Origin of the sequence: Staphylococcus sp. GDY8P85P (assembly GCF_017892405.1) — a bacterium.
Lineage (GTDB): Bacteria > Bacillota > Bacilli > Staphylococcales > Staphylococcaceae > Staphylococcus > Staphylococcus borealis.
In genome coordinates, this window is the sequence record NZ_JAESLA010000071.1 from 1 (window position 1) to 22,773 (window position 22,773).

The window sequence follows — 22,773 nt, forward strand, 5'->3', positions numbered from 1 at the left end:
CAATTTATTATAGAGCCAAAAGAATTCGCTTTGAATTCTTTATCCACTCCCACTACAACATTATTGAGTTAACTCAGCTAAACATATGAACTAAAATCGTTCAATTCATAATTACGAATTGACTATTTAACTTCCATTCATCTATAAATGTGATGAATGAATGCATCATTTACTCTTCCATATTTGTATTTACTACTTCTTCAATCATGTCCCATTCTTCATCTGTTTCGATAGGTACTAATTTACCACCATCGCCTGATTCATCAGGTTCATTTATCATTGGAATAAGTTCAATCATATCATCGTCGTCTGATTGTGCGCCCTCTTCTGCTAAGATAACATATTCCTTTTTGAATTCTGGATGGTAAAATTCTAACATTTTGCGATATAAAACTTCATTACCATTTTCATCAAATAAAGTTAATAATTCTTCTTCATTGCTAATATCTAATTCTACGTCATGGTTATGGTCATGATTATGTTCAGTCATCTTTATATCTCCTTTATTGGATTGAGTCTAAATAGCCTTGCAATATAAATACTGCTGCCATTTTATCAATTACTTTTTTTCTTTTTTGTCTTGAAACATCTGCTTCAAGTAATGAACGCTCTGCTGCCATAGTACTTAATCGTTCATCCCACATTATAATCTCTATATCAGGTAAGCTTTCTTGAAGTAACTCCTTATATTTTAACGAAGCTTCTCCACGAAAGCCAATAGAATTATTCATATTCTTTGGTAAACCAATCACTACAGAACCAACATGATGTTCTTTAATGATAGCTACCAATTGATCTATACCGAAATCTTCTTGTTCCTCGTTAATTCTTAGAGTGTCCAATCCTTGGGCAGTCCAACCCATTAAATCGCTAATAGCAATGCCAACTGTTTTACTACCTACATCTAAACCTAAAATTTTATGCGTTAACATGGACTATTTCTTGTTCTCTTTTAAGTAATTTGAAACGAGTTCTTCCATAATAACGTCACGATCAATGTGTCGAATTTGATTTCGGGCATCATTTTGACGAGGTATATAGGCTGGATCTCCAGAGAGTAAATACCCAACGATTTGATTGACAGCATTGTAACCACGTTCTTCTAATGTTCGGTGTACATTATTTAACACAGTTTCGACATTATCTTTAGGAATTTCTTCATAGTCAAACTTCATAGTTTTATCAATATTATCCATAGGTGCGACACTCCTCTATAACGGTTTATCTTACATACACCAATTTTACACTAGTTGATTACAAAGTTATAGTTTTTTAATGTAATCTTTAATAAAGCGTAATGCTTCTGAGATATTTTCAGGTTGCGTACCGCCACCTTGAGCCATATCAGGGCGACCGCCACCTTTACCACCAACGATAGGTGCCATGTTTTTAATAATATCCCCAGCTTTGATGCTGTCAGTTTGTTCTTTAGGTACAGTTGCGATTAATGACACTTTATCTCCTAAATTACTTGCTAAGATAATGATAGCATCTTGTTGTTTAGATTTAAAATCATCCATTGTTTGTCTGATTTCTTTAGCATTTGATACCTCGACTTCTGTAGCTAATACTTTAAATCCATTTATATCTTCAATTTGTTCCTCAATATTACCCATCTTAAGTGCTGTAATTTCTTTGTTGCGTTGCTCTAATTGTTTATGAAGTTGTTTTTCTTCTTCTTGTAACTGCACAATTTTATCAAAAACTTGATTGTCAGATTTTACTTTAACTTGATCTTTAACAGCATTAAATTTCGTTTGAATATCCTCTAAATAAAGGAATGCTGACTTACCAGTCAATGCTTCAATACGTCTAACACCCGCACCTGTTCCTGACTCGCTAACAATTTTGAAAAGACCAATTTCAGCAGTGTTACTTACGTGAATACCACCACATAGTTCTATTGAAAATGGCGCCATATTTACAACGCGTACAATATCACCGTATTTTTCACCGAATAAAGCCATAGCACCCATTTGTTTAGCTTCATCAATTGGCATTTCTTGAATATTAACTGAAATACCTCTCCAAATTTCTTCGTTAACACGTCTCTCAACACGATCTATTTCTTCTTGACTCATAGGACCAAAATGTGAGAAGTCAAAGCGTAAACGTTCACTTTCGACTAAAGAACCAGCTTGATTAACATGTTCTCCTAGTACCTCTTTTAAAGCAGCGTGAAGTAAGTGAGTGGCACTGTGATTTTTTTGAATATCTTTTCTTTCATCTCTATTTACACTTGCATCTACATTACTATTAATAGTAACTTGGCCGAATTGGACTACACCTTGATGTAAATTTTGACCATTAGGTGCTTTAGTTACTTCGGTTACTTCTATTTCAAAGTTTTCATTGCCTACGGTTCCTTTATCCGCTACTTGTCCACCACTAACTGCATAAAATGGTGTTTCTTCCAAAATGAAGTAAACTGTTTCTCCAGGCTCAGCACTTTCAACTGATTCACCATTATAAATTAAATCTGTTAATGTTGTTTGATAATCTGTCGTTTCATAGCCAACGAATTTACTATTTGTAGTAATATTTTTGAGCACTTCACTTTGAATTTGCATTGATTGTGAACTTTGACGTGCTTCTCGAGCTCGTGTACGTTGTTGTTCCATTTCTACTTCAAATGTAGCCATATCTACAGAAATGCCTTCTTGACTAGCTAATTCTTCAGTTAATTCAATTGGGAAACCATACGTATCATATAATTTAAAAGCATCTGATCCGTTAATTTCATTTGTTGAATCTTTGGCTTTAGCTAGTAAATTATTTAAAATTGCTAAACCTTCTTGAAGTGTTTCGTGGAAACGTTCTTCTTCAGATTTAATTACACGTTTAATAAAATCTGCTTTTTCTTTAACGTTAGGGTAATAAGGTTCCATAATGTCTGCAACAATATCAACCAATTTATACATAAACGGTTCATTAATGTCTAATGTTTGACTGAATCGAACCGCTCTACGTAGAAGTCGACGTAATACATAGCCTCTTCCTTCGTTTGCAGGTAATGCACCATCAGCTATTGCAAATGCAATCGTACGAATATGGTCTGCGATGACTTTAAATGCTATATCATGCTCACTATTTTCTAAATACGTTTTGCCAGCGACATTTTCAACTTCATTAATAATTGGCATGAATAAGTCTGTTTCGTAATTAGTACGTACATTTTGAGACACTGATGCCATACGTTCAAGACCCATACCAGTATCAATATTTTTATTTGGAAGTGGTGTATACGTATTGTCTTTATTATGATTAAATTCACTAAAGACTAAATTCCATACTTCTAAATATCTTTCATTTTCTCCACCTGGATACATTTCTTCGGCTGGATCATCTTGTCCATATTCGTCTCCACGGTCATAGAAAATTTCAGTATTTGGACCAGAAGGACCTTCACCAATATCCCAGAAGTTACCCTCAATTCTGATAATGCGACTTTCTTCTAAGCCAATTTCTTCATTCCAAATACGATAAGCTTCTGTATCTTCTGGATGAATAGTGACATATAATTTTTCTGGTTCCATTCCCATCCATTTTTCACTTGTTAAAAACTCCCATGCAAAATGAATAGCTTCTTTTTTGAAATAATCGCCGATTGAAAAGTTACCTAGCATTTCAAAAAATGTATGATGTCTTGCAGTAAATCCAACATTTTCGATATCGTTGGTTCTGATTGCTTTTTGAGAATTAACAATTCTAGGCTTTCTAGGTGTTTCTCTGCCATCAAAATATTTTTTTAACGTTGCTACACCAGAATTAATCCATAATAATGAATCATCATCAATCGGTACTAATGGTGCTGAAGGTTCAACCATATGTCCTTTTTCAACAAAGAAATCAATATATTTTTGACGAATTTCACTAGCCTTTAAATTTTTCATTATTTACACTCCTATTTCACCAATTTATTAAGAAAATAAAACAAAAAACGTTCATCCTCAAAAAAGGGACGAACGTTCTCGCGGTACCACCCTAGTTATAAATGGTCTATCCTTAACCGATAAAATATCGTTAGGCAGAATACAATTATCACTCAAATTCAATATGAAAATAACATGAAGTAGCGTTCAACAATATACATTGCACTTTACACCAACCAGTACATCTCTATATAAGTATGTATTGTCTACTCATCTTCATGCGAACTTAAGATTATTTTAAGTATTTTCAAGCTAAATGTCAACGCTCAGCAAAATCGTATGGGGATACATCACCCATATTAATCATTGGATTAATTTGATATATTGTAGATTCGCTTAAAATAATTTCTTTTTCCTCTACTTCTAAATTCAACTTTTCATCTGTATCTATTGATGAATTATCATTATTTTGATGGCGGTTAGCATGATTATTATCAATTTCAAAATAGCTTAAAATTAATTGGCAAAGTTGCGTCTGACGTATTTGACCTTGGGTGTTTAAACCTATATCGAATGCCTTAGGATCACCGAGTAAAACAAGTGATTGTTTTGCCCTAGTGAGTCCTGTATACAAAATAGGTCTTTGCAACATTCTAAAATACTGCTTTACAATTGGCATGATGACTATCGGAAATTCAGAACCCTGTGATTTATGGATAGATGTACAATAAGCATGTGTTAATTCAAGTAAATCCTGTCTTGTGAAGGTGATTTCATTCCCCTCAAAGTCTACTACAAGCACATCTTTGTTAAGTGCATTTTCTTTTGCCCAAAAGATTCCAACTATAACACCAATATCACCATTAAATATATTATCGTTAGGTCGATTGACTAATTGTAATACTTTATCCCCTTTACGAAATTTGATATCACCGAACTCTATTTCGCGCGTATCATCTTCCTTAGGGTTTAATATATCCTGCAACACTTGATTTAATCGTTTTATACCTGCACTACCTTTATACATCGGTGCTAACACCTGAATATCACTCATGTCATACCCTTTATTTACAGCACTTGATACTACTTTCTCAACAACTGAAGGTATTTGTTCTACGCCACAATTAATAAAACTTCTATCATGATAACGTTGTGAAATATCGATAGGTTCCCCATGCTTCATTCGGTGTGCTAAATCAATGATACTAGAGCCATCTTGTTGACGGTAAACTTCAGTTAAATTTACACGTGGAATTGCTTTAGAATCGATTAGATCTTTAAATACTTGCCCTGGTCCAACTGATGGCAATTGATCTTCGTCACCAACAAATACCACCTGTGCATCTAATGGCACTGCACTTAGAAACTGATGAAATAACCAAGTATCCACCATCGACATTTCGTCAATAATGATAAGTTTAGCTTTTATTTCATTATCTAATATATCTTCAGGTTGAGTATCCTGATTCCACCCAATTAAGCGATGTATTGTCATCGCTTCAAGTCCTGTTGACTCTTGTAAACGCTTAGATGCACGACCAGTTGGTGCAGCTAAAACGACTGGATAATCATCATCTTGATAATCAGAATAATTTAACGATAGGCCATGTATTTCAGCATATAATTCAACAATTCCTTTGATTACCGTTGTCTTTCCTGTACCAGGGCCTCCTGTCAACAGCATAATTTTAGAATTAATAGCAGTTTGCAAAGCTTCTTTTTGAGATGGTGCATAATTGACATTATTGCTATCTTCTATTTCCCCTATATGCAATTGTAAATCAGATTGTTCTATTTCTTTTAACTTGTTCTTATAGGTTTGAATGCGATATAAATTTTGAACACTTTTCAATTCAGAATAATATAAACTAGGAATAGCAACACGATGATTATCAAGAATTAATTTGCTTTCTTCTGATAAATTTTGTAGAACATCTTCTAATTGTTGTTGCTCTATGGCCTCACCTTGCTGTTTGTTACTTAGAATTTGTTGCGTTACGTCGATGATATAGTCGTTTGATAAATACGTGTGACCTTGCTTAATGCATTCTTCTTCAAGTGTATATAACAATCCAGCTTTTAATCTTTCTTGATCATTAAAGGCAATCCCATTATTTCGCGCTAAAATATCAGCCTTTTGAAAACCAATTCCTTTAACATCATATACGAGTTGATATGGATTATTCTCAAGTACTTGAAGGGTGTCAGATTGATAAAATTGATAAATCGTCATTGATAATTTAGGTCCAAAGCCTAAATCATGTAGTCGAATCATAATTTTTTCGGACTCTTGATTGGCATTGATTTGATCAGCAATCTGCTTTTGTTTCTTTTTAGGTAAATTGGAAACTTTTTCTAAAACAGATGCATCAGACATAATATCATTGATCGCATTTTCACCAAGCGTGTTCACTATATTTTGAGCAGTCTTTTTTCCTATACCTTTAAACAAATCACTCGATAGATATGTAATGATTGCATCTTTAGTTTGTGGTACTTCTTTCTCAAACGTATCAGCCTTCAGTTGCTTACCGTAACGTGGATGCTCTACAACTTGACCTTTAAAAGTGTATACGTCTCCTTCAACAATATTTGGAAAGAACCCTACAACAGTTGGTAAATTACCAAATGATTCATTTGTTTCAATTGTATCCACTTTAATCACTGTATAAAAATTATCATTATTCTGAAATAAAATAGCATCTACAGTACCTTTAATCATTGAATAATCAAATAGTGTAGGGTCTGACATATTACTCCTCCTCGTTCTTTATTGCTTCAAAGGTCTTCTTAGCATGTTGGCTTAATAGGTGTTCTGGATCAATAGATATAGCCTTATCAAAATATGATATAGCTAATTCAACATCTTCTGTATGCATATATATAGCTAAACCAAGATTATATAGTGCATCTACATGTTGTGAGTCTATTGATAGCACTAACTTTAATTGTTGAATAGCTTGTTCAAACATTTCTAAATGACATAATGCTAACCCATATTGAAATTGAACTTCAGCATCACGATTAGGTTCTAATTCTGCTGCAGTCATAAAGAAAGGTAACGATTCTTTAGGTGCATCTAATTGATTAAATGACATCCCAATCATGTAATTCGTATCTATTTTATCCATATCGTATTTAGATGCCAATTGATATAGCTTAATGGCATCGCGGTATTTACCTTGATCATAGTATAGATTAGCTAAATTATAATATACAGGTCCATTTTTATCATCAATTGTAAGCGCTCTTTGGAAAAATCTTTCAGCCTTTTCCACTTCATTAACGTCAGCGAGTACGATTCCTGCATTAATATAATTTTCAATTGTATTCGGTTCTTCTTCTATGTTTTCGAATAGTGCTTTTAATGCATCTTCAAGTTGACCGTCTTGAATCCATTTATAAATGGTTTCTTGTTTCGTTATCATATTTTCACCCAATTCTTTAATCATCGTTTGTATTGATTTAAACGTAAAAATAAAGATGGAGTAGTATGTGAAATCTTAGATGATTTCATTACACTCCACCCTTTGTTTTTTTAATTAAACAACATAACTCAATTGACCTGTTGTTTTAAATACATCATCGATTGTTGCGCCACCTAAACAAACTTCCTCATCGTAAAATACAACCGCTTGTCCTGGCGTTATCGCACGTACTGGTTCATCAAATGTTACACGTAAGGCATCCTGACTTTCACGTTTAACAAACACTTTGGTATCTTTTTGGCGATATCTAAATTTAGCAGTACATTCAAATCCATTTTCTAAATCAACTGGATTAACGAATGAGAAATCAGATGCAATAAGATAATCACTATAGAGTGCATCATGATGGAAACCTTGTTCAACATATAAAATATTATCTTTTAAATTCTTGCCAACTACAAACCATGGATCACCGTCTCCGCCAATTCCAAGACCATGTCTTTGACCAATAGTGTAATACATTAATCCACTATGCATACCTTTCTTTTCTCCATCCAATGTACGCATTTCTCCAGATTGAGCCGGTAAATATTGTGATAGGAATGTTTTAAAATTACGTTCTCCAATAAAACATATGCCAGTTGAGTCTTTCTTCTTAGCCGTTGCTAAATCTTGTTCTTCAGCAATTTTTCGAACTTCTTTTTTCTCAATATCACCAATTGGGAACATCACTTTTGATAATTGTTGTTGTGACAATTGATTTAAGAAATAGGTTTGATCTTTATTATTATCAATACCTCTTAACATTTCCACATGACCATCGTCATGACGACGTATTCTTGCATAATGTCCGGTTGCCACATAATCAGCACCTAATTTAAGTGCATGCTCTAAAAATGCTTTAAATTTAATTTCTTTATTACACATAACATCCGGATTAGGTGTGCGTCCTTTTTTATATTCATCTAGGAAATAAGTGAAGACTTTATCCCAATATTCCTGTTCAAAATTAACCGCATAATATGGGATGCCAATTTGATTACATACTGCGATGACATCATTATAATCTTCAGTTGCTGTACAAACACCATTCTCATCAGTGTCGTCCCAGTTTTTCATAAATATTCCAATAACATCATACCCTTGTTCTTTTAAAACATGGGCAGTGACTGAACTATCAACTCCACCAGACATACCAACAACTACACGTATATCTTTGTTTGACACATTTATTCCTCCTTAAATTTATGATATATTTTATGAATTTCAGCAACGATATATTTAATTTCTTGTTCAGTTGTTAATTCGTTAAAACTAAATCTTACAGAGTGTTTCGCACGCTCTTCATCTTCATACATTGCTGCTAGAACATGTGAAGGTGTAGTTGAGCCAGCTGTACAAGCTGAACCCGACGATACATAAATATTTGCTAAATCCAGAAGTGTTAACATCGTTTCCACATCTATAAATGGGAAATACAAATTGAGTATATGACCAGTTGTGTCTACCATTGAACCATTGACCTCAAACGGTATTGCTCGTTCTTGCAAACTAACTAGAAATAATTCCTTTAACTGCATTAAATGTAAATTATTTTGATCTCTATTATCATTTGCTAGTGCTAACGCTTTAGTTAAGCCTACAATTTGTGCCACATTTTCTGTACCGGCACGTCTTTTAGTTTCTTGTTCCCCACCTAACTGTGAATACACAATTGGTGTTTGGTCTCTAACTAATAGTACACCCACGCCTTTTGGACCACCAAATTTATGCGCCGTTAAACTCAAAGTATCCATTTTAAAATCTTCAAAGCTGACATCTAAATGTCCAATTGCTTGAACAGCGTCAACATGCAACAAAGCATTCGATTCGCTAACGATATCTTCAATATCATACATTGGTTCTACAGTTCCAACTTCATTATTAACAAACATTATCGAAACTAAGATTGTATCACTCGTTAATGCTTCTTTAAGTTGATCTAAATCCACTGTACCTGTATCATCGACATCTAGATAAGTCACATCAAAGCCTTCTTTTTCTAATTGTTCAAAGACGTGTAGAACTGAATGATGCTCGATTTTAGTAGTGATAATGTGATTTCCAAGATGCTGATTGGCATAGACTAACCCTTTGATAGCAGTATTATTTGATTCAGTAGCGCCACTTGTAAATATAACTTCACTTGGCTTTGCATTTAGTAAGTTAGCAACTGTTCTTCTTGATTCATCTAAATAACGACGTGCGTCTCTTCCAATTGAATGAATAGATGATGGATTTCCGAAATGTGACTTGTAAATTGCCATCATTTCTTCTACAACCTCTGGTTTGACCGGTGTAGTTGCAGCATAATCTGCATATACTTCCATTATTAAGTACACTCCTCACAATATTATCAATGTTCCTATAATAGCACCTGTAAACAATTTTTTCTATATAGTTGTTTATAAACATATAACGTTCTATTAATTTTCATTTTAACATTCAATTAGAAACAAATTTAACCTATTCAATAATAAATTTGTAAAAATGGAATTAATAATACGAATAGACGCAACATTTTTATCTATTCACGTTATAAATATATAAAGTGAGATGGGAGTGGGACGGAATTCTTTTTTAATTCGTCGTCCGCTCCCAGCTTGCTTTGCTTGTAGAATTTCTTAATGAAATTCCCTTTGTTGGGGCCCCTGACCAGAACTGAGAAAAGCTTTGTTNNGCGCCTTCTCAGTTCAGTCAGCTACTGCGAATTTGCAAAATAGCTTCATTATATTATTTTTGTCCCAGCCTATGTATTGTGATTAACGAAAGTTAACTTAATTTTACAATTTTTTGCAACTTTGAGCATTTCAATATCACTCTATCATTGCGCTTGTTAAACTTAAGCATACTAAATATATTTGAGGAGATGAAATTTGTGGGTAATATTAAGGTATCTGCATTAAATTTAGTTCCAATTAAAGAAGGTCAAAGTGATAAAGAGGCCATTGAGGACATGGTTAGTTTAGCTCAAGAACTAGATTCACTTAATTATGAGCGTTATTGGATTGCAGAGCATCATAATGCACCTAATTTAGTAAGTTCTGCTACTTCTCTATTAATTCAACATGCACTTGAACACACACACCGTATCAAAGTTGGATCTGGAGGTATCATGTTGCCAAACCATGCGCCATTGATTGTTGCTGAACAATTTGGAACAATGGAGACACTCTTTCCAAATAGAGTTGATTTAGGTTTAGGAAGAGCACCAGGTACAGATATGATGACTGCAAGTGCGTTACGACGTGATCAACATAATGGTGTTTACGAATTCCCTGAAGAAGTTGAACAATTACAAACTTATTTCGGACCTGGTAACAAACAAGCTTATGTAAGAGCGTATCCTGCAGTAGGTAAAAATGTACCATTATATATTTTGGGTTCTTCTACAGATTCAGCGCATTTAGCTGCACGTAAAGGATTACCTTATGTTTTTGCAGGTCATTTTGCACCTCAACAAATGAAAGAGGCTATGCAAATTTACAAAGAGTTGTTCGAACCTTCAGATGTGTTAGATCAACCATATATGATTGTATGTTTAAATGCGATTGTAGCCGAAACCGATGAAGAAGCCGAATACTTAGCAAGTACTTTAGCACAAGTATTTATTGGCATTGCGCGTGGTAGAATGCAGCCAGTACAACCACCGACAAATGATTTACAAGCGCTTTTAACACCTAGAGAATATGAAATGGCTCAACAAAGATTCAACGATTCGTTAATTGGTTCTGAAGAAACCGTAAAAGAAAAATTAGAATCATTTATTGAGGAATATGGAGATATTGATGAATTAATGGGCATTAGTTATATTTATGATCAAGATAAACAATTTGAATCGTTTAAACGTTTACACAATGTAATCGAAAAATTAAACCAATAGTTGGTATACAAAGTAACGTAAGGTAATTTAAATCATTATGAGCATATAGAATGTAATTTGAGAGTAGGACAATAATCAATTTGGATTCATTGCCCCTCTTTATATGTTTTTAGGTATCCCCTAATAATTGATTAAAGAGTGGCATTGAAAAATAATTAAAACACATCGTTATGTAAATCCTTATCAAAAAGTATGCCAAAAACGTAATAGCATATATAAATAAGCCAGTAAAAGCGACATTGTGATGTGCTTTTACTGGCTATATTTTTAGGAATGTTATCCTATACTTGTAAAATTTAATTATTTATCTTCTTTTTTATCATCGTTGCCTTTTTCAGTATATTCATTGATTTTATCTTTAGCTTTATTAACTTGTTCGTTATCGCTATTTTTAAATTTTTCTGCTGCATCTTTCGCTTTATCCATGAATCCCATAATGAAATTCTCCTTTCAAATTTAAAAATAATTATCGATCAAGCATTGCGTGCATTCTGAGATACAAAAAATCAATGTATCTATACTGTTGTATTAACTGTTTACCACTTACAACTTATTATAAACATTTATTTAAAATTAAATATAAAACATGTAACCATCAAGTTTATCATCAGTTTCAACATAATCTGCTAAATATTTTAAAGTGGTATTATCTAATACTTCTCTAACTGCATCTCTCATACGTAACCATAACTGTTTTTGTGCAGGTGGCTCTGATTCAATACTTTCTACTATTGTTATAGGACCTTCTAATAAGCGAATAATATCGCCTGCTTTAATTTCGTCAGCTGGTACTCTTAGTTGATAACCACCTTTAGCACCACGAACACTTCGAATTAAACCAGCATTTCTTAAAGGGCCAACTAATTGTTCGAGATATAAATCACTCAAACTATTCTCTTCAGCAATTGACTTTAAAGATACGCATCCTTGCCCTTCTCTTTTAGCAAGGGAAATCATTAAAGTTAAGCCATATCTCCCTTTCGTTGATATCTTCATAACATAACCTCACTTAATTCGAATAATATATAATACCATTCTAGCATTTTTTCAGTTAAGATAGTAATAGAAAGGTGTGAAAATCGTGACTACTGAACCTTTAGCCTCAAGAATGAGACCTACTAATATCGATGAGATAATCTCTCAACAACATCTAGTGGGACCTAGAGGCATCATTAGACGTATGGTTGAAACTAAGAGATTATCTTCAATGATATTTTACGGACCACCAGGAATTGGTAAAACAAGTATCGCGAATGCAATTTCTGGTAGTACTGAATATAAATTTAGACAATTAAATGCGGTTACTAATTCAAAAAAAGATATGCAAATGGTTGTTGAAGAAGCTAAGATGTCTGGACAAGTCATTCTTTTATTAGATGAAATTCACCGATTAGATAAAGCTAAGCAAGATTTTTTATTACCTCATTTAGAGAATGGCAAAATCGTTTTAATTGGAGCGACAACCTCTAACCCTTACCATGCTATTAATCCCGCTATTCGTTCTAGAGCTCAAATATTTGAGTTATACGCTTTAGATCACAATGATGTGCGACTTGCTATTGAGAGAGCACTTAGTGATTCAGAACGTGGATTAGCTGACTATAAACCTGTAGTTGATGAAGATGCATTAGACTATTTTGCTACTCAAAGCCAAGGTGATGTTAGAAGTGCATTGAATGCGCTCGAGCTGGCTGTCTTAAGTTCACCAATAGTTGATGAAAATAGACATATCACACTTGAGGATGCTAAAGATTGTCTTCAAAAAGGTGCTTTTGTCAGTGATAAAGATGGAGATATGCATTATGATGTTATGAGTGCATTTCAAAAATCGATTAGAGGTAGTGATGTTAATGCCGCGCTTCATTATTTGGCAAGATTAATTGAAGCTGGCGATTTACCAACAATTGTTAGACGCTTATTAGTCATTAGTTACGAAGATGTAGGCTTAGCTTCCCCTAATGCAGGACAACGAACCCTTGCAGCTATTCAATCAGCAGAGCGATTAGGATTTCCAGAAGCGAGAATTCCGCTTAGTCAAGCAGTTATTGAGCTATCGTTATCGCCTAAATCAAATTCAGCTATTACATCAATTGATAATGCACTAAGCGACATCCGCCAAGGAAATATAGGTCAAATACCGAATCATTTACGAGATGGCCATTATACCGGTGCTAAAGCGTTAGGTCGCGCCACTGGTTATAAGTATCCTCACAACTATGAGAATGGTCATGTCGTACAACAGTATTTACCTGATAAACTAAAAGATAAAGTCTATTATCAACCTAAAACAACCTCAAAAAGTGAACAACAATTTAAAACTATATATGATAATTTAAGAAATCAAAAATAACAAAAGACTATGAATTACACGAAGCCAATGCAATGTATTACTGGCATTTCGTTTGATTCATAGTCTTTATATTTATAAGTTACCTTTATCCTTAATACGTCGAACAGGAATGTTTTTTAAAATATCATTTACAACATAACTAGCACAAATTAATCCAACCGTGCTAGGTACAAATGCGTTAGATGACGGTGGCATTTGTCCTTTTCGATTAATAGCGTTAGCATCTCCAACTGTGGCCTTAACATCTTCACGAATTACAATTGGACTTTCATCAGAAAATACAACCGGCACGCCTTTTTTTATCCCTTGACGTTTTAATTTATTTCGAATAATTTTAGCCATAGGATCCATAAATGTTTTCGAAATATCAGCAATTCGGAAACGTGTAGGATCCGTTTTATTAGCTGCACCCATACTTGAAATTACTTTAATATTTCTCTCTAAGCATTCTTTCATTAAATGCACTTTATAAATAATTGTATCACTCGCATCGATAAAGTAATCAATATCATAGTTATTGAACAGTTCTTCATATGTCTCTTCAGTATAAAACATATGAAGTGGTGTCACTTTACACTCAGGATTAATTAATTTAATTCGTTCTTCCATCAATGTGACTTTACTTTGTCCAATGGTTGTTGTAAGTGCATGTATTTGACGATTGACATTAGTAATATCTACATCATCTTTGTCGATTAAAATGATATGACCAATATTAGTTCGTGCTAATGCTTCTGCAGCAAATGAGCCTACACCACCTACACCAAGGACAACTACTGTTTTCTCTTTTAATAAATCTAAACCTTCTTGTCCATATGCTAATTCATTTCTTGAAAATTGATGTTTCATTTTAAACTCCTTTATAAAAACAATACGATAATTTAATATTAACAGAAAAAGACAAATAAAAATACGCAAGACTTAAAAAGCCTTGCGTACCGGTAGAGTCCGTAATTGCCGTAGTTATAAAAAGCTTGATCATTCGGCCTGCTATATACAGGTGGGTGCCCTGTTTCTTGTTTTGCAAGTCCTCCAATTGAGGCGTGTGCGCTGCAAGAAAACCTATTGGGCTCCCTGATCAAAAAGTGTTAGGCCCAAATAAAAAGCAAACATACGAACAATACAGATGACTACCTTATATGAATATATTACCACAGAGACCAAGATAAAGAAATCCTTATTACTTGTTTAGAATTGTATTTTTTGTGAACCTAAAAATTTAAATATTATAAGTTTACATAATATAATTATAGTTGTTATAAATCAATAAACGTATATCTAAAATAATTTAAAATTTTAAAAAGCCACCAAAATCGATAACGATTTTGATGACTGTAATAAACACTATTAAGTTTAATGACAAATACGTAGTGATAATTCTTCTAATTGCTTGTCAGAAACTTCACCTGGTGCGTCTGTTAGTAAGCATGTTGCAGACGCAGTTTTAGGGAATGCAATTGTGTCACGTAAGTTTGTACGATTCGTTAATAACATGACTAAACGGTCTAAACCTAAAGCAATACCACCATGTGGCGGTGCACCATATTTAAATGCATCTAATAGGAAACCAAATTGTTCTCTTGCTTGTTCTTTGGTAAATCCTAGTACTTCGAACATTTTTTCTTGTAATTCACCATCAGCAATTCTGATTGAACCGCCACCTAATTCATAACCATTTAAGACAATATCATATGCATTCGCTTGTGCATTTTCAGGCTCTGAATCCAATTTGCTAATATCCTCTTGTTTAGGAGATGTAAATGGATGATGAGCTGCAACATAACGTTTAGCATCTTCATCGTATTCTAGCAATGGCCAATCTGTTACCCATAGGAAATTAAGTTTTGTTTCATCAATTAGATTTAGCTCTTTAGCAATTTTAATACGTAAAGCACCTAAACTTTGAGCTACTACATTTGGCTTATCAGCAACAAACATTACTAAGTCTCCTGGTTCAGCTTGTGTAAGTTCTTTTAATGTTGATACATTCGCATCTTCAAAGAAACGCGCAATAGGACCACTTAATCCTTCCTCAACAACTTTCACCCATGCAAGCCCTTTTGCACCATAAATATTAACAAACTCTGTTAATGCATCCATATCTTTACGAGTATAGTTATCAGCAGCACCTTTTGCTACTATTGCTTTTACTTCACCATTATTTTCAACAGTATCTTTAAATACTTTAAAGTCCATTTCTCGACCTAATTGTGATACATCTTTAAGTTCCATGTCAAAACGTGTATCTGGCTTATCTGAGCCATAACGTCTCATTGCTTCTTCGTAAGTCATTCTAGGGAAAGGACCTTGAACATCAATACCTTTAACATCTTTTACAACTTTACGTAACATCTCTTCACCCATCTCGATGATGTCTTCTTGATCAACGAAACTCATTTCAATATCGACTTGAGTGAATTCTGGCTGACGATCAGCACGTAAATCTTCATCTCGGAAACATTTAACGATTTGATAGTATTTATCAAAGCCACTAATCATTAATAATTGTTTAAACAATTGTGGTGATTGTGGTAAAGCATAAAATTCACCTTCATGTACACGAGAAGGTACTAAATAATCTCTCGCACCTTCTGGCGTAGATTTCGTTAAAACAGGCGTTTCGATATCGAAAAAGCCATTATTATCTAAATATTCGCGAATAGAACGTGTTGTTTGATGTCTCATTTTAAATGTTTGTGCTAACTCTGGACGTCTAAGATCTAAATAGCGATATTTTAAACGAATATTTTCATCGACATTTTGATTTTCTTCATTGATTGAAAATGGTGGTGTTTCTGATTTATTAATAATTGTAATTTTTGAAACTTGAACTTCTACCTGTCCCGTTTTAATTTTAGGATTTACAGTATCTTCATCTCTTTTAGTTACTGTACCTTCAACTTCAACGACATATTCAGATCTAACTGTCTCAGCAATACTCAATGCTTCCTCTGAGAAATCAGGATTAAATACAATTTGCACAATACCTTCACGGTCACGTAAGTCTACAAAGATTAAACCGCCTAAATCACGGCGATTATGAATCCAACCTTTTAAAGTAACTTTTTGATCTAAAAGTTCTTCTGTAACCAAACCACAATATGTTGTTCTTTTACTCATTTATATTCTCCTTTTATAATCATTTATTTTTTGTTTTGAAAATAATTCACTAAGTTTGTTAACTTAATTGTTTCAGATTCACCAGTCGTCATGTCTTTAACGTCAATCGTTTCATTCTCGAGTTCTTGATCACCAATGACAACTGTATATTTAGCATTTAAACGATCGGCTTGTTTCATTTGGCCTTTTATTTTACGTTGCAAATAGTCTTTATCGGCTCTTACGCCAGCTTTTCTCAATTGATTTAAAAGCTTAACACTATATCTTTCAGCTTCTTCGCCCATTGTAACAATAAATAAATCAAACTCATCCTCAACGTTAAGTTCAATACCTTCTTCTTCAAGTGCTAACAACAATCTTTCGATACTTAATGCGAAACCAATACCTGTTTGACTTGGTCCATCTAATAGTTCAAGTAAACCATTATAACGACCACCACCACATAAAGTAGTTATAGCACCGTCATAATTAGGATTGTCCATCATTAATTCAAAAGCAGTGTGTGTATAATAATCAAGTCCACGTACAAGATTTGGATCTTCCACATATGAAATACCTAAACGATCCAAATGACTTTTGACCTCATCATAATAAGCTTTTGACTCTTCATTTAAATAGTCAGTAATTCTCGGCGCATTTTTAACCGCTTCTTTATCTCTATCTATTTTACAATCCAATATTCTCATCGGATTAGTATGCAGTCTTGATTTACAATCATCACAAAACGTATCAATAACTGGTTCGAAATGACGAATAAGTGCTTCATTATATTCTTTACGTGAATCAGCATCACCAATACTATTGATAACTAATTTTAGATGTTTTAAGCCAAATGATTCATATATATGCATCACCATTGCTAAAACTTCTGCATCCATACTTGGATTTTCAGCACCAATTGCTTCAACACCAAATTGATTAAATTGACGATAACGCCCTTTTTGCTTACGTTCGTATCTAAACATTGGACCATTATAGTATAGTTTGACAGGTTGATTTGGTAACCCTTGCATTTTATTTTCAATATAAGAACGCACAACTGCTGCTGTTCCTTCTGGTCTTAATGTTATACTTCTATCACCTTTATCTTTGAACGTGTACATTTCTTTTTGTACGACATCAGTAGAATCGCCGACGCCACGAGCGAATAAATCTGTACTTTCAAAAATAGGTGTGCGTATTTCTTTATAATTGTATAATTTCATTAATTCGTCTAATTGGTTTTCTATATAGCGCCACTTACTAGACTCTTCAGGTAAGATGTCTTGTGTACCTCTAGGAATTCTAATCACACAATCACTCCTTCATTTTCTTTTTTAAACTCTCTTTAATAAAAAAAGCCCCTTATATAGTATAACTACTATACAAGGGACGAATCGCCGTGTTGCCACCCTAATTGTAACGAAGTCTATTTCTTAAACTAAGTTACCACTCAAAACGCGTAACGTACGTCAATCGGCTTAATCTATTAAAGCACCTGTTCTTGTGTTCAAAGTTATAAATTACTCAGTATAATCTTCCAGCCAAGGATTATATCTCTACACAATTATATGAATTGTTGTCTCTTTCATTTATACTTTCAAGAATCATATCGGTATTATTTATAAAGTTCAATAACTATGATAACGAGTTTATGTATAGTTTGCAAGCTTTAAGATGCAAAATATTGTTTTAATCCATCAACAACAGCTTCTTCAACAACTTGTCTATGGATTTGATCTCTGATCATTACTTCATCAGTTGGATTACTAATATAACCAAGCTCTAATAATACAGCTGGCTTATTCGTTTGTCTAAGTACTTGGAAGTTCTCTTGTCGTGTGCCCCTATTAGATAATAATGCTTTCTTTTGAATATTAGCATTCAACGTCTCTGCTAATGTTTCCTGATTATCTTTAAACCAATAAACCGTTGCACCATTTGCATTAGGACTATCAAGAGAATCATTATGTATACTGATAAAAGCATCACCATTCATTTTTCTATCATCTAGACTAACATAAGTATCATCTGATCTCGTTAACTTTACTGTTGCACCTGCTTTTTCAAGTGCACGCTTCAATTCTTTTGCAGTTTTCAAAGTATAATTCTTCTCTAAACTCTTTTTTGTAGTATTACTGGATGCACCTTGGTCATTGCCTCCATGTCCAGGATCTAAGACAATGACCTTATTTTTCAAAGGGTTTTCATTCTTGTTAGCATCCGCTTCAATATTTAAGCTTGTATGCCATCCAGCTATCCATCCCTTTTCAGTGCCATCTCTACTTTCAACTTCTATCCATTTACCAGATTTACCTACTCTAGTGAATGTGTCGCCTTTATCGACATGATAAATCACAGGATAGGCGGCATTGGGACCAGTACGTAATTCAGCATCTTCAGAAACTGTAATTCTATTGCTTCCTTGATCACTATGATTCATAAGCATATATAATAATATTAAAAATAATATAAATGCACATACAACAACCAATGTTGTTAGATTTTTAAGATCATGTTTAGATAACCATGCATCTATTTTATTCATAATATTTTGCCATCCTGACTTTCATAAATAATTGTAACTGGACCATCATTTATAATTTCAACTTCCATGTCCGTGCCAAATTCACCAGTTTGCACTTCAACATTGTACGATCTTAAGGCAGTGTTAAATTTTTCATATAACGCATTGGCTTCTTCAGGGTTCTTTGAATTTGAAAATCCAGGCCGATTACCCTTACGAACGTCAGCATATAATGTAAATTGTGAAATAGATAAAATTTGACCATCCACCTGTTGAATATTTAAATTAAGTTTGCCATTATCATCTTCAAACAAACGTGCATTTATGATTTTTTTAGCAACTGCTTCTATGTCGGCTTCAGTTGTTTCTTTACCTATACCAACTAACAAGCAATAACCTTTGTCTATTTCATTATGAATGCTGTCATTTGTAACTGCTGCTCTTTTTACTCTTTGTACAACTACTCTCATATTAATAGCACCTCATTAATTCCATACTCTACTTACAGTGTATACATCACTTAGTTGTTTAAGTTTCTCCACAACACGGAAGACATCATTAACGTTACGTACCATAACACTAATTGTAATAATCGCATTTTTATCTGTATCAGAACGTCCATTAATTTTGATAATACTTCCAACTGTAGAATTAACAGCTTGTATTACTTCATTTAATAAACCATTACGATCATAAGCACTTACCTCTAGGTCAACTTGGTATCGTTGTGTTGAATCTTTAGATTTTACCCATTCAACTGCGATTAATCGCTCTGTTTCATTTTTAACATTTGGACAATCTGTACGATGTACTTTAATGCCATGTCCCTTAGTGATATATCCTACAATATCATCTCCCGGGATTGGATTACAACATTTTGAAAGCTTGATTAAAACGTTCTCAATACCTTCAACATAAACACCACTATCTGTAATGATATCTTCTTTAATTGGTAATGACTTAATCACTTCTTGTGCTTCGTTAAGTGCTTTTTGCTTGTCTTGAATTCGTTGTCTTTCCGTTAATTTATTCACAACTTGAAGTGCTGTTACACCACCAAAACCAACAGCGGCAAATAAATCATCATCATTGGCAAAATTATATTTTTCATTGACGACTTCAATATTTTTATCCGTTAAAATATCATCTACTCTAAAGCCTTGTTCCTTAATTTCAGCTTCAACCATAAATTTACCTTTTTCAATGTTAGAGGAACGGTCTTGCTTTTTAAAGAATCCTTTTATTTTACTTTTAGCACTTGATGATTTAACTATTTTGAGCCAATCTCTACTTGGCCCATACGAATGCTTGCTGGTGCGAATTTCAATAATATCTCCAGTTTGTAGGACATAATCAATTGGGACAATTTTACCGTTTACTTTAGCACCAATCATTTTATTCCCGACTTCACTATGAATGGCATAGGCGAAATCAATTGGAACAGCACCATAAGGTAATTCGATAACATCACTTGCAGGTGTAAACGCATATACTTTATCGCTTTGCAAATCATACTTCAATGATTCCATAAATTCTTGTGCATCAGATGAAGTATGGTCGGCTTCAGCTAATTCTTTTAACCAATTCAATTTGTTTTGGAAATCTTGGTTCTTTTCATTGACGGTTTTACCCTCTTTATATGCCCAATGCGCAGCAACACCATGTTCTGCAATTTCATGCATTTCATACGTTCTAATTTGAATTTCCAAAGGATCTCCATTTGGTCCAACTACTGTTGTATGAAGCGATTGATACATATTTTGTTTAGGCATTGCAATATAATCTTTAAATCGTCCAGGCATTGGTTTCCATAACGTATGAACTAATCCTAATATTGCATAACAATCATTAATAGAATTAACTATTACGCGAATAGCTAATAAATCGAATATTTGATCAAACTGTTTTTTCTGTTTCATCATTTTACGATAAATACTATAAATATGTTTCGGTCTACCACTAATGTCACCAGTGATATCCATTTTTACCATTTCAGTTTGAATTTGATCTATAGCGTTTGCGATATATGCTTCTCTTTCGCTACGTTTCTTTTTCATTAAATTAACAATACGGAAATACTGAACACTATCTATGTATCGTAACGCAGTATCTTCTAATTCCCATTTAATTGTGTTAATACCTAAGCGATGAGCTAATGGTGCATAGATTTCTAATGTTTCTTTAGAAATACGCACTTGTTTTTCTCGGGCCATCGCTTTTAATGTTCTCATATTGTGTAATCTATCTGCTAATTTAACAAGTATGACTCGAACATCTTTTGCTATTGCAATAAATAATTTACGATGATTTTCTGCTTGTTGTTCTTCTTTAGAACGATATTTTACTTTTTTTAGTTTAGTTACGCCATCCACAATTCGTGCGATTTCCTCATTAAACATATCTTTCACATCATCAAATGTATATGGTGTATCTTCTATAACATCATGAAGAAATCCTGCAACAATCGTCGGACCATCTAAACGCATTTCTGTAAGTATGCCCGCTACTTGAATAGGATGCATGATATACGGAAGACCATTTTTACGAAACTGGCCTTGATGAGCTTCATAAGCGATATGGTAACTTTTTAAGACGTATTGATAATCATCAGTTGATAAATATGATTTAGCTTTATTTAGCACCTCGTCAGCGCTATATGGATACTCGTTATTCAATATATGACACCCCAACTCATTTGTATTTCAAATACTCAACCAATATTCGAATTTTTGAAAATTAAGAAAACATACATTGTCCTTCTTTAATCCGAGTATATCATCTATTTCGATATAGAAATGCGAGTATTACTTTAATTTTATCAAATGTTAAAAGAACTATAAAAGCTTTAACAATTATATAAATAATAGTTCTATGATACTACAAGTTTTTAAATAAATAAATGGTGTTACACTAAAACAAAAACAAGTCGTTTATTTTAGTAACAAAAAGTGGGAATAAGATAGAATTCCTTTCGAATTCATTATCTCACTCCCACTTATCACGCAAGAATTAATCAACGTGCGCAACGTTTATGTCGTACTCTAGTCAATTATTCATCGTATGAAATTAAGCTCATAACGTCATAATCTTTAATTTTTTCAATACCATTTAAATATTTAAGTTCAATAATAAATGCAATTCCAACAACGATACCGCCAAGCTTTTCAACTAATTTAATTGCAGCTTCAATCGTACCTCCAGTTGCTAACAAATCATCTGTGATAAGCACACGTTGACCTGGTTTAATTGCATCATTATGCATCGTTAAAACATTTGTTCCGTACTCTAAGTCATATTCGTAGCGAATGACCTCACGAGGTAACTTACCTTCTTTTCTAACTGGCGCAAAACCAATACCCATTGAATACGCTACTGGACATCCAATGATAAATCCTCTAGCTTCAGGACCTACAACAACATCTACATCTCTGTCTTTAGCATATTTTACAATCTGATCGGTAGCATAACCATAAGCTTCTCCATTGTCCATGATTGTAGTTATATCTTTGAAACTTACTCCCGGTTTTGGCCAATCTTGCACTTCCGAAACATATTGCTTTAAATCCATTTATCTA

19 protein-coding genes and 1 other RNA gene are annotated in these 22,773 nt (G+C 33.5%); 2 read left to right on the plus strand and 18 right to left on the minus strand.

Translation table 11 applies throughout. The annotated features are described in order from the left end of the window. Positions 1-169: 169 nt before the first annotated feature. The 8 genes from KA828_RS12220 to KA828_RS12255 all read right to left on the minus strand — a co-directional run bounded on the left by KA828_RS12220 (position 170) and on the right by KA828_RS12255 (position 9,669). Entirely contained in the window at positions 170-490 is a 321-nt protein-coding gene (locus tag KA828_RS12220) for a DUF1292 domain-containing protein (protein ID WP_053029554.1), read from the minus strand. A 13-nt stretch (positions 491-503) separates the two neighbouring features. Next, entirely contained in the window at positions 504-932 is a 429-nt protein-coding gene (gene ruvX, locus KA828_RS12225; protein ID WP_075108353.1) for a Holliday junction resolvase RuvX, read from the minus strand. A 3-nt stretch (positions 933-935) separates the two neighbouring features. Next, complete coding sequence (locus tag KA828_RS12230; RefSeq protein ID WP_011275600.1) at positions 936-1,196, minus strand: IreB family regulatory phosphoprotein; 261 nt, start codon at positions 1,194-1,196, stop codon at positions 936-938. Positions 1,197-1,262: 66 nt separating this feature from the next. Beyond that, on the minus strand, positions 1,263-3,893 hold the full coding sequence (gene alaS / locus KA828_RS12235; RefSeq protein ID WP_075108352.1) for an alanine--tRNA ligase: 2,631 nt from the start codon (positions 3,891-3,893) through the stop codon (positions 1,263-1,265). A 298-nt stretch (positions 3,894-4,191) separates the two neighbouring features. After that, positions 4,192-6,624: an SF1B family DNA helicase RecD2 gene (gene recD2 / locus KA828_RS12240; protein ID WP_210126306.1), complete on the minus strand. Its 2,433-nt coding sequence runs from the start codon at positions 6,622-6,624 to the stop codon at positions 4,192-4,194. A 1-nt stretch (position 6,625) separates the two neighbouring features. Then, positions 6,626-7,297 (minus strand): tetratricopeptide repeat protein, encoded by a 672-nt coding sequence (locus KA828_RS12245; RefSeq protein WP_210126332.1) that lies wholly within the window; start codon positions 7,295-7,297, stop codon positions 6,626-6,628. Positions 7,298-7,414: 117 nt separating this feature from the next. Next, on the minus strand, positions 7,415-8,527 hold the full coding sequence (gene mnmA, locus KA828_RS12250) for a tRNA 2-thiouridine(34) synthase MnmA (RefSeq protein WP_053029558.1): 1,113 nt from the start codon (positions 8,525-8,527) through the stop codon (positions 7,415-7,417). A 2-nt stretch (positions 8,528-8,529) separates the two neighbouring features. Beyond that, on the minus strand, positions 8,530-9,669 hold the full coding sequence (locus KA828_RS12255) for a cysteine desulfurase family protein (RefSeq protein ID WP_053029559.1): 1,140 nt from the start codon (positions 9,667-9,669) through the stop codon (positions 8,530-8,532). Between the two features lie 539 nt (positions 9,670-10,208). Between KA828_RS12255 and KA828_RS12260 the strand changes: the two genes are divergently transcribed. Further along, positions 10,209-11,222 carry an LLM class flavin-dependent oxidoreductase gene (locus KA828_RS12260; protein WP_210126307.1) on the plus strand — a complete coding sequence of 338 codons (1,014 nt, stop codon included), beginning with the start codon at positions 10,209-10,211 and terminating at the stop codon, positions 11,220-11,222. A 300-nt stretch (positions 11,223-11,522) separates the two neighbouring features. Here KA828_RS12260 and KA828_RS13315 read toward each other — a convergent pair whose 3' ends face one another. After that, positions 11,523-11,657, minus strand: coding sequence for an SAS049 family protein (locus tag KA828_RS13315; RefSeq protein WP_254613586.1), 135 nt, complete (start codon positions 11,655-11,657; stop codon positions 11,523-11,525). Positions 11,658-11,795: 138 nt separating this feature from the next. After that, complete coding sequence (gene cymR, locus KA828_RS12265) at positions 11,796-12,218, minus strand: cysteine metabolism transcriptional regulator CymR (RefSeq protein WP_033080142.1); 423 nt, start codon at positions 12,216-12,218, stop codon at positions 11,796-11,798. Positions 12,219-12,303: 85 nt separating this feature from the next. Here cymR and KA828_RS12270 point away from each other — a divergent pair, with 85 nt between their 5' ends. Continuing rightward, positions 12,304-13,572 (plus strand): replication-associated recombination protein A, encoded by a 1,269-nt coding sequence (locus KA828_RS12270; RefSeq protein ID WP_210126308.1) that lies wholly within the window; start codon positions 12,304-12,306, stop codon positions 13,570-13,572. A 72-nt stretch (positions 13,573-13,644) separates the two neighbouring features. Here KA828_RS12270 and KA828_RS12275 read toward each other — a convergent pair whose 3' ends face one another. The 8 genes from KA828_RS12275 to KA828_RS12310 all read right to left on the minus strand — a co-directional run bounded on the left by KA828_RS12275 (position 13,645) and on the right by KA828_RS12310 (position 22,766). Next, positions 13,645-14,421 carry a tRNA threonylcarbamoyladenosine dehydratase gene (locus KA828_RS12275; protein ID WP_053029562.1) on the minus strand — a complete coding sequence of 259 codons (777 nt, stop codon included), beginning with the start codon at positions 14,419-14,421 and terminating at the stop codon, positions 13,645-13,647. Positions 14,422-14,513: 92 nt separating this feature from the next. Further along, a non-coding RNA gene (ssrS, locus tag KA828_RS12280) (6S RNA) lies at positions 14,514-14,704 on the minus strand. Positions 14,705-14,925: 221 nt separating this feature from the next. Further along, on the minus strand, positions 14,926-16,692 hold the full coding sequence (aspS, locus tag KA828_RS12285; RefSeq protein ID WP_210126309.1) for an aspartate--tRNA ligase: 1,767 nt from the start codon (positions 16,690-16,692) through the stop codon (positions 14,926-14,928). A 23-nt stretch (positions 16,693-16,715) separates the two neighbouring features. Next, the gene (gene hisS, locus KA828_RS12290; RefSeq protein ID WP_210126310.1) at positions 16,716-17,984 is read right to left on the minus strand and encodes a histidine--tRNA ligase; all 1,269 of its coding nucleotides are present in this window, start codon (positions 17,982-17,984) and stop codon (positions 16,716-16,718) included. 359 nt (positions 17,985-18,343) lie between these two features. Then, the gene (locus KA828_RS12295; protein WP_075108342.1) at positions 18,344-19,219 is read right to left on the minus strand and encodes an N-acetylmuramoyl-L-alanine amidase family protein; all 876 of its coding nucleotides are present in this window, start codon (positions 19,217-19,219) and stop codon (positions 18,344-18,346) included. Further along, on the minus strand, positions 19,216-19,668 hold the full coding sequence (gene dtd, locus KA828_RS12300) for a D-aminoacyl-tRNA deacylase (protein WP_210126311.1): 453 nt from the start codon (positions 19,666-19,668) through the stop codon (positions 19,216-19,218). The genes KA828_RS12295 and dtd overlap by 4 nt, the downstream gene beginning before the upstream one ends. 15 nt (positions 19,669-19,683) lie before the next feature. Further along, positions 19,684-21,873 (minus strand): RelA/SpoT family protein, encoded by a 2,190-nt coding sequence (locus KA828_RS12305; RefSeq protein WP_193839258.1) that lies wholly within the window; start codon positions 21,871-21,873, stop codon positions 19,684-19,686. Positions 21,874-22,247: 374 nt separating this feature from the next. After that, positions 22,248-22,766 (minus strand): adenine phosphoribosyltransferase, encoded by a 519-nt coding sequence (locus tag KA828_RS12310; RefSeq protein ID WP_053029568.1) that lies wholly within the window; start codon positions 22,764-22,766, stop codon positions 22,248-22,250. Positions 22,767-22,773 lie beyond the last annotated feature (7 nt).

Coding starts and splice junctions, on each gene's coding strand:
- KA828_RS12220 (WP_053029554.1), bottom strand. CDS start 490: ATGACTGAACATAATCATGACCATAACCATGACGTAGAATTAGATATT.
- ruvX (WP_075108353.1), bottom strand. CDS start 932: ATGTTAACGCATAAAATTTTAGGTTTAGATGTAGGTAGTAAAACAGTT.
- KA828_RS12230 (WP_011275600.1), bottom strand. CDS start 1,196: ATGGATAATATTGATAAAACTATGAAGTTTGACTATGAAGAAATTCCT.
- alaS (WP_075108352.1), bottom strand. CDS start 3,893: ATGAAAAATTTAAAGGCTAGTGAAATTCGTCAAAAATATATTGATTTC.
- recD2 (WP_210126306.1), bottom strand. CDS start 6,624: ATGTCAGACCCTACACTATTTGATTATTCAATGATTAAAGGTACTGTA.
- KA828_RS12255 (WP_053029559.1), bottom strand. CDS start 9,669: ATGGAAGTATATGCAGATTATGCTGCAACTACACCGGTCAAACCAGAG.
- KA828_RS12260 (WP_210126307.1), top strand. CDS start 10,209: ATGAAATTTGTGGGTAATATTAAGGTATCTGCATTAAATTTAGTTCCA.
- KA828_RS13315 (WP_254613586.1), bottom strand. CDS start 11,657: ATGGGATTCATGGATAAAGCGAAAGATGCAGCAGAAAAATTTAAAAAT.
- cymR (WP_033080142.1), bottom strand. CDS start 12,218: ATGAAGATATCAACGAAAGGGAGATATGGCTTAACTTTAATGATTTCC.
- KA828_RS12275 (WP_053029562.1), bottom strand. CDS start 14,421: ATGAAACATCAATTTTCAAGAAATGAATTAGCATATGGACAAGAAGGT.
- aspS (WP_210126309.1), bottom strand. CDS start 16,692: ATGAGTAAAAGAACAACATATTGTGGTTTGGTTACAGAAGAACTTTTA.
- KA828_RS12295 (WP_075108342.1), bottom strand. CDS start 19,219: ATGAATAAAATAGATGCATGGTTATCTAAACATGATCTTAAAAATCTA.
- dtd (WP_210126311.1), bottom strand. CDS start 19,668: ATGAGAGTAGTTGTACAAAGAGTAAAAAGAGCAGCAGTTACAAATGAC.
- KA828_RS12310 (WP_053029568.1), bottom strand. CDS start 22,766: ATGGATTTAAAGCAATATGTTTCGGAAGTGCAAGATTGGCCAAAACCG.